General features: G+C 37.2%; 10 protein-coding genes and 1 pseudogene. 7 read left to right on the top strand and 4 right to left on the bottom strand.

From position 1 onward, the window contains the following. Positions 1–432 precede the first annotated feature (432 nt). Positions 433–1,170, top strand: a complete 738-nt coding sequence (locus ACFIKN_RS05890) for a Rha family transcriptional regulator (RefSeq protein ID WP_375658062.1) — start codon at positions 433–435, stop codon at positions 1,168–1,170. Beyond that, a complete protein-coding gene (locus ACFIKN_RS05895; RefSeq protein ID WP_375631756.1) occupies positions 1,167–1,445 on the top strand; it encodes a hypothetical protein in 279 nt (92 codons plus the stop codon). Before ACFIKN_RS05890 ends, ACFIKN_RS05895 begins: the two co-directional genes overlap by 4 nt. 47 nt (positions 1,446–1,492) lie before the next feature. On the opposite strand, the gene ACFIKN_RS05900 is transcribed toward ACFIKN_RS05895, so the two are convergent. Next, complete coding sequence (locus tag ACFIKN_RS05900; RefSeq protein WP_006589119.1) at positions 1,493–1,921, bottom strand: type II toxin-antitoxin system HicB family antitoxin; 429 nt, start codon at positions 1,919–1,921, stop codon at positions 1,493–1,495. A 67-nt stretch (positions 1,922–1,988) separates the two neighbouring features. Beyond that, entirely contained in the window at positions 1,989–2,180 is a 192-nt protein-coding gene (locus ACFIKN_RS05905; RefSeq protein ID WP_004859817.1) for a hypothetical protein, read from the bottom strand. Positions 2,181–2,480: 300 nt separating this feature from the next. Here ACFIKN_RS05905 and ssb point away from each other — a divergent pair, with 300 nt between their 5' ends. Next, complete coding sequence (gene ssb / locus ACFIKN_RS05910) at positions 2,481–2,933, top strand: single-stranded DNA-binding protein (RefSeq protein ID WP_375658063.1); 453 nt, start codon at positions 2,481–2,483, stop codon at positions 2,931–2,933. A gap of 12 nt (positions 2,934–2,945) precedes the next feature. Then, a complete protein-coding gene (locus tag ACFIKN_RS05915; protein WP_375631615.1) occupies positions 2,946–3,488 on the top strand; it encodes a hypothetical protein in 543 nt (180 codons plus the stop codon). A 3-nt stretch (positions 3,489–3,491) separates the two neighbouring features. Here the strand turns inward: ACFIKN_RS05915 and ACFIKN_RS05920 are convergent, their stop codons facing one another. Further along, positions 3,492–3,914 (bottom strand): type II toxin-antitoxin system HicB family antitoxin, encoded by a 423-nt coding sequence (locus ACFIKN_RS05920; protein ID WP_375613904.1) that lies wholly within the window; start codon positions 3,912–3,914, stop codon positions 3,492–3,494. Between the two features lie 20 nt (positions 3,915–3,934). Next, complete coding sequence (locus ACFIKN_RS05925) at positions 3,935–4,117, bottom strand: type II toxin-antitoxin system HicA family toxin (protein ID WP_006589116.1); 183 nt, start codon at positions 4,115–4,117, stop codon at positions 3,935–3,937. Positions 4,118–4,462: 345 nt separating this feature from the next. On the opposite strand from ACFIKN_RS05925, the gene ACFIKN_RS05930 reads away from it, so the two are divergent. The 3 genes and pseudogenes from ACFIKN_RS05930 to ACFIKN_RS05940 all read left to right on the top strand — a co-directional run bounded on the left by ACFIKN_RS05930 (position 4,463) and on the right by ACFIKN_RS05940 (position 6,508). Further along, on the top strand, positions 4,463–4,783 hold the full coding sequence (locus ACFIKN_RS05930; RefSeq protein ID WP_375631617.1) for a hypothetical protein: 321 nt from the start codon (positions 4,463–4,465) through the stop codon (positions 4,781–4,783). 3 nt (positions 4,784–4,786) lie between these two features. Continuing rightward, positions 4,787–5,457 (top strand): annotated as a pseudogene (locus ACFIKN_RS05935) (hypothetical protein). A 538-nt stretch (positions 5,458–5,995) separates the two neighbouring features. Next, a complete protein-coding gene (locus ACFIKN_RS05940) occupies positions 5,996–6,508 on the top strand; it encodes an antA/AntB antirepressor family protein (RefSeq protein WP_375658064.1) in 513 nt (170 codons plus the stop codon). The last annotated feature ends 164 nt before the right edge of the window (positions 6,509–6,672 follow it).

A 6,672-nucleotide genomic window follows, 5' to 3' on the forward strand; every position in this document is an offset into this window, starting at 1 on the left:
AGTTTAATAAACATATCTATTTACACACTACAGTGCTCAGTTAAAAAGCTATAGTAAAATTTCCGATTTTATAAAACTGTTCAGATTAAATGGCGTTGTCTCTTCTCAACGTTCATAGATGAAATCAACAAAAACATCAAAAAATTATCAGAAGTAGCTTGACATTATTACAGCAATATGAATAATCGAATCAGGTGCCTAACGAACACCTTAAATACCAAGCGGACGAGCTACCGAGATAGTTTATTTTCCGCACATTAAAGGCTTTGACTCATTGTATGTTACACGCATATAATGATATTGTCGGGTGTGGTTACGCTATACAATACCCTTGCGGGAAAAGCGTAACGACGGACTTGGTACCGTGTTTGTTAGCGCCCGGCACTCTTTATTGAGTGTCATTAACAAACGTCTATTACCAAGGAGTTCATAATGAACACTCTTATAAAAATTACAGAAAGTGTTGCTAATAGTGCTACCACTCAGACTATGTCGAGTCGTGAAATTGCTGAGTTGTGTGGTAAAAGACATGACCATGTCATGCGTGATATTAAGAAAATACTTGAAGAATTATACACTGAAGGAGGTCTCCCCAAATTTGGGGGCACCTATTTAGACAAGCAGGGAAAGCCTCAAAACTGCTATAACCTCCCCAAGCGTGAATGTTTAATTCTTGTTTCTGGTTATAACACTACATTACGTGCAAAAATCATTGACCGCTGGCAAGAATTGGAAAAACAAGTAGTGACACCACAAATAAATCTTGCCAATGCTTTGGAGAATCCTCTTACGATTAAGCAACTCCTTTTAGAGAGTATCAATCAATTAGAAGACTTAAGAAATGAGGTGAGCACACTCAAGCCAAAAGCAGAAGCTTTGGAAGGCTTAAAACGCTCTGATGGGCTGTTCGGTCTTATTGAAGCAGCGAAGATGCTTGAAGTACGACCTAAGGATTTATCGGATTACTTGCGTAAACATGATTGGGTGTATCGACGAGCTCCAGGGGAGCCTCTATTACCTTATCAGGATAAGATCAAGAAAGGATTCATGGACTGTCCTGCTATCACCATTCAAAGACCGGATGGTACAGAAAAGGTGCTCCCTTCAACAAAAATCACACCAAAAGGATTGGCATGTTTGAGAGAACAAATCCATGGAGGTGTACAATGAACACCAGTATCGACTTCTTATGCGATTTATGGATAGCTTTATATCAGTTTTCTAATGATGAAAATATTAATGAAAAAGAGTGTACAGCTCTGATTAACATCATGAGTTTGGTAGAAAAAGCTTTGATTTTCAAACTTCAAGATGAGGTGCCAAATATACTTAAAATCTTAACAGTTCTAACAGATTTTGGCGATTCAGAGTTTCCTACAGTTATGTTACCTTTATTGCGAGCTTACGAATCAGATTTAGAGAGCCCCATTAAAAAGGTTGCTTAATTTAAAAAATAGAACTCCCCTTCCCGTTCTTAAAATGGGAAGGCGTTTCAAGCCGCGTTTTTGATTGTAATAACGACTTGCTTGCCAAGAACACTCAGTGCTTGCTCTAGTGTTTGAAGCTTAGTTGGATAATTGGGATCAAGAATGCGTCTTGCTTCTGTTTCTTTTTTACCCAAACGATGTGCCAATTCTGTTTTTGTGATATTCGCTTCATTAAAGGCTTCTACCACTGCGAGCTTAAGAGCATTCCACGCATCTACCGTAACCTCTACAAGGTCTTTATACTGTTGTCGCATTGGTAAAGGCAAACCACGCATAGGATAGCTCCGTAATGCTAACCCTAAAGCTTCAACAGCATTCTCTAATGCCTCTGCTCTATTTTCTCCAGCTGTTATTGCTTCTGGTACATCTGGAAAGGTTACAATAAAACCACCATCTGGATCAGATTCCAGTTTTGCTTGATACGTGTATTCCATATTTAGGTCTCCTCGCCATGATCAAAATGCTTTTGAAACGAAAAATTAAAGCCGTTGAGAGAGTAACTCATACCCCCAACTGCTTTTTTATTATTTTCACGTAAAGTGGGGTCAATTCACCAGATTTTATAACGGTTGTCTTGTCTCCAAAAGTTACCAAATAATGTGACCCTTTACCTGCATCAGGAGCTTCACTGTAATGAATGCCTCTTTTTCTGGCTTCTTTACGTAATTCTCTAAGCAGTGCTTCTCGTTTCATTTAGCCTCCCCTTTCTGCATAAAATGAATATCGCACAAAAAGGTTCGATAGTCAACAATAAATCGAACAAAAAAGTTTGATACAGACTCTTAATGAAAGAATATTTATTGAAAAGTTAAAAGTAGAAATAAGAAAGCCGTGCCATTTGTGTGACATGGTTTTTTGATGCATGATTTGTCAAATAATATTATAATGTAATACTTAAAAAACTGTTATTAATAAACTGAAATAATTGTATAAATATGCAAATTATGCTAGGATTTTTCATGTATAAATTGCTAATCTAATGGGGCTACAAATATGCTAAACAAAGTGACGTTAATCGGACGCCTTGGTGCTAATCCCGAAAGCAAAACAATGAATTCTGGAGCAGAAATAGTCAATTTTAGTATAGCGACTTCTGAGAGCTATACAGATAAAAAAACCAATCAAAAAGTAGAGAAAACAGAATGGCATTCAGTTGTGATTTTTAATCCACATTTAGCAAAAATTGCACTTCAATATCTCAACAAAGGTTCAAAGGTTTACGTAGAAGGCAAATTACAGACACGCAAATGGCAAGATAAAAATGGGCATGACCGTTACACAACAGAGATTGTCTTACCACAATTCAAAGGTGAATTGTATTTGCTTGATGCAAAGAAAGATCAATCGGCATCCCCTACCCCTTCACCTATTACTTCTCAAAATTATGCTATCGCTTCAGGTGCTCAAGATTATAGAACGGCTCTTAACGATAGCGTCCCATTCTGATTGAAAAAAAATATGACAAAAAGAAAAAAACGTGCAAAACGCGGTCGTCCTCGGATTAAAGGATGTATCAGAGAACCAAATGGACGCATCTCACGAGCAAAAACACCGCATGAACCCATGGATAAATTGGCAATTGAAATGCGTGCCAAACGCTTTGGCTTGACCATAGAAGAGGCTAAAAATCCGCTTTCCGGTACCTATATTGGGCGGCTTTATTTGCAAGGCGAAATAAATCAAGACCAATATGATGCTGCGCAAAAATATCTTGAAGTGAAAAACAATTACCTATGTGCAAAAGGATTGCCTAATGCAATTTATGATGAAATGCCTACAACTTCTGATAACGGAGCAAGAGAGAAATGGGTACAGATAGCAACAGAACATCTTTTAGCTGTAAAAAATGTTGTTCAAGAAGCTCAATATTTACACCGTCAATATAACCTTCATGCTGCATTACAGTATCTTGTCATAGAAGATCAATCACTACCACACCTTGTGCTTTCATTGCGCATTGCTCTTAATGCGCTTTATAAACATTTTACGCAAAACCGGTAGTTTTCAAGCGGCGTCTTGGATATTAATGGCAACCTCTTTTCCAAGAGCAATGAGAGTAGATTCTAAGGCATCTAATTTGGTTGCGTGGTTTAAATCCAACAATCGGTCAATTTGTATTGGATGAAGTTTTAAAAGACGTACGAGATCAGCTTTGCGTAAGTTTTTTTCAATCATAGCGTTATGTATTGCAATTTTTAAAGTTACCAATGAAGATACTTCAACAAAAGGATAGGCAATATCACGATGTCCAAAGGGAATAGGTTCACGATCTTGAAAACGCCCCATAATGACTGTTAAAAGTGCATTTTTAGCCTGTTCCAAAGCTTCTTTTTCATCGTTACCATAAGTAATAAATTCCTGAAAGTCTTTAGAGACGACTAGAAGAGTATCATTGTCATCTTTGATAAATTTGATTGCATATTTCATTTACACCTCCATATCCTGGCTTATTTTAGGTCAAGATCTTTAAGAATCTTCTGGACTAATCCTGTTCCTAATTCTTTTCGCGTACCATGCATAGGTAAAACGGACTTTTTAGAACCACGCTTTACAAGCAAATGCCCTCCCTTCCCTGAAGTAAAACTGCAACCATGCTTTATAAGATATCTTTTCAATTCTTGACTATTCATTATAATAATATAACATCTAAAATGTTTCAATACAACATAAATGTTGCATTAAAGGAAAATAAAGGACATCTTTTAAAACACCATATTTAGGTAAAAAAATAAAAAAAATACAAGATCATGATTTTTTTGTTGACATAGTGTAAAAAATCGTATTTAGTGAGGGTACTGCACTAGTCGTATTGTGTCTAAAATTCAAAAATATCCCCAAAAATTCAGCAAAATGTGATCTTGAAACGTGGCTAGAAAGCCCTGTTTTCTGGGTAATTCTGACTAATCTATTTTTCAAATAACAAAAATCAATAATTGACTAATGATGTCATTAATTATGACGCAAAAGGAGCAATGATGAAAGCTGTCATCACTAAGCCAATGTGTGTTGTTGGAGACAATAAAAGCACTGTTCGCTTTGAACCATCAACACCCAATAATCCATTTGTTGAAGTTTCTAATCAAGTCTACGCACGTCTCAAGCGCGCCAATGCTGCAAAACTTTTTGTTGACGTCAAGACAACAGCAAAAACAGATAAGGCAATTGAACAAATTAAACAGATAGAACAAGAAGCCGTACAAACATCGTCTGAACCAGTGACAGAGGAAATTCCACTCGAACAGCCAAAAGCATCTAAAGCTTCTAAGTCATCAACACCTACCCCAAAAAAGGCTTAGAAGTTGAAGTTAATCATCCACCAAAAATGGTATCTTCAACAGGTGAAGGATACCTTCACCAGTCTTCAAGCACCACGCCTTAATTGGGCTCTGCGTAATGCTCTAAACACTGCAGCAAAACAAGTTGAACGCTTTACTGAAAAGCAAGTTGCAGACATCTCATCAGCCCAAATAAAGCGTATAAGAAGAGGTGTTTATATTAAAGAAAAGGCAACAGCAAGGTTTCTTGAGACAGATATCATTGGTTCTGGAACACCGATACCTCTTAAANAAGAAGAGGTGTTTATATTAAAGAAAAGGCAACAGCAAGGTTTCTTGAGACAGATATCATTGGTTCTGGAACACCGATACCTCTTAAATTTTTTAAAGTAAACGAAACAAAACGCGGCGTAACTTACACACTGTTTGGAAAGAAAGAAATCTTACCCCATGCTTTTATCAAAGGTGGGAGTTTTCCAAAGCGCGTTGAATTAAAAAAGCTGAATGGGAATGTGTTTCAAAGAGCCGATGGAGATCAATTCCCCATTGCAAAACAAAAAGGACCCTCAATTGCTGGGGTAATGTCCAAGCCAAAAATTGCAAGTGCTATTGTAAAAGAAGCCAATGAAAGATTAACCAAAAATATACAGAGACAACTTTCTCGTCAAGAATACGCTGCTAATAAGAAAGGCTAGATCATGTTCTCAAGCTATGTTTGCTATACACTGAGATTTTCTTTCTTGACAAGATTCACGGAAAACGTATATCGTTAAATTAGGTGCCTAGAAAACACCTTAGATGCATAGCGGATAGATTGACGAAACAGTTTATTTTCCGCATACTAAAGGCTTTGACTCATTATATGCTACATGCGTATAATAGATCTGTCGGGTGTAGTTACGCTATACAATACCCTTTATGGGAAAAGCGTGACGACGGACTATGCACCGTGTTTTCTAGCACCCGGCATCCTCTTAGGACGTCAATACTTTTAGGATTTTTCAAAAAATAATTGACAGTTTCTGTGAACAGCTATAGTCTGATTGGCAGGCTTAAAACACCTCGTAACTAATCGGTTCAACAGTATCCCGAAAGATCTGTTGCCCATCATAAGAATTTTTGTCCAGGGTCTTCGTGTGTATGTCCAAGGGTAACCTAAAGATACGAAGGGCTGTATTAGTTCGGTTGTTTTAGCCCTGGATACTTTAACTTATAAAACAAAGGACTAATAAGATGAACACTCTAATTAAAATATCAGAACAAGCTGTTGGACAAGAAATTATTCAAACCGTTAATGCGCGTGAATTACATGTGTTTTTGGAAGTAAAACGAGACTTTTCCAATTGGATTAAAGACCGTATTAACAAATACAGCTTTCTCAAAAATCAGGATTATATAGTTTTCACCAATTTTGGCGAAAACCTCCAAGGCGGTCGTCCAAGTACAGAATATCACATCACATTAGACATGGCGAAAGAGCTCTCAATGGTTGAACGCAATGAGAAAGGACGTCAAGCACGCCGTTATTTTATTGAGTGTGAGAAGAAACTAAAAAGCCAATCTGTTGATTATGAATTATTTTCTTATGAGTGTTTTAAAAAACCTGCAGGTATTGGAGAAATCTTAGGATTGATGATGAGGCGTTTGTTGGATGCAAATGACCTCGAAAAAGAGCTTGATCATTACAAATCAGTTACAAAAGAAGCTAAGCGCGTTTTAGCAAGATCTGTCGTAAAAGCTGCTTAGATTTAAAATATGATCTCATCTTCCCTGCTTTCAGAGTGGGGAGGATATTAATTTAAAGAAGATTGCCAATTATGCCTCTCCTATTCCAGAAAAAATACAATAAAATCAATGCAAAAGGTACTTCCCAGCGGGTTGGCTTCGTTGCGGGGCAGGCGAGCGCGAAC

Source organism: Bartonella sp. CL436QHHD (assembly GCF_042195105.1).
Taxonomy (GTDB): domain Bacteria; phylum Pseudomonadota; class Alphaproteobacteria; order Rhizobiales; family Rhizobiaceae; genus Bartonella.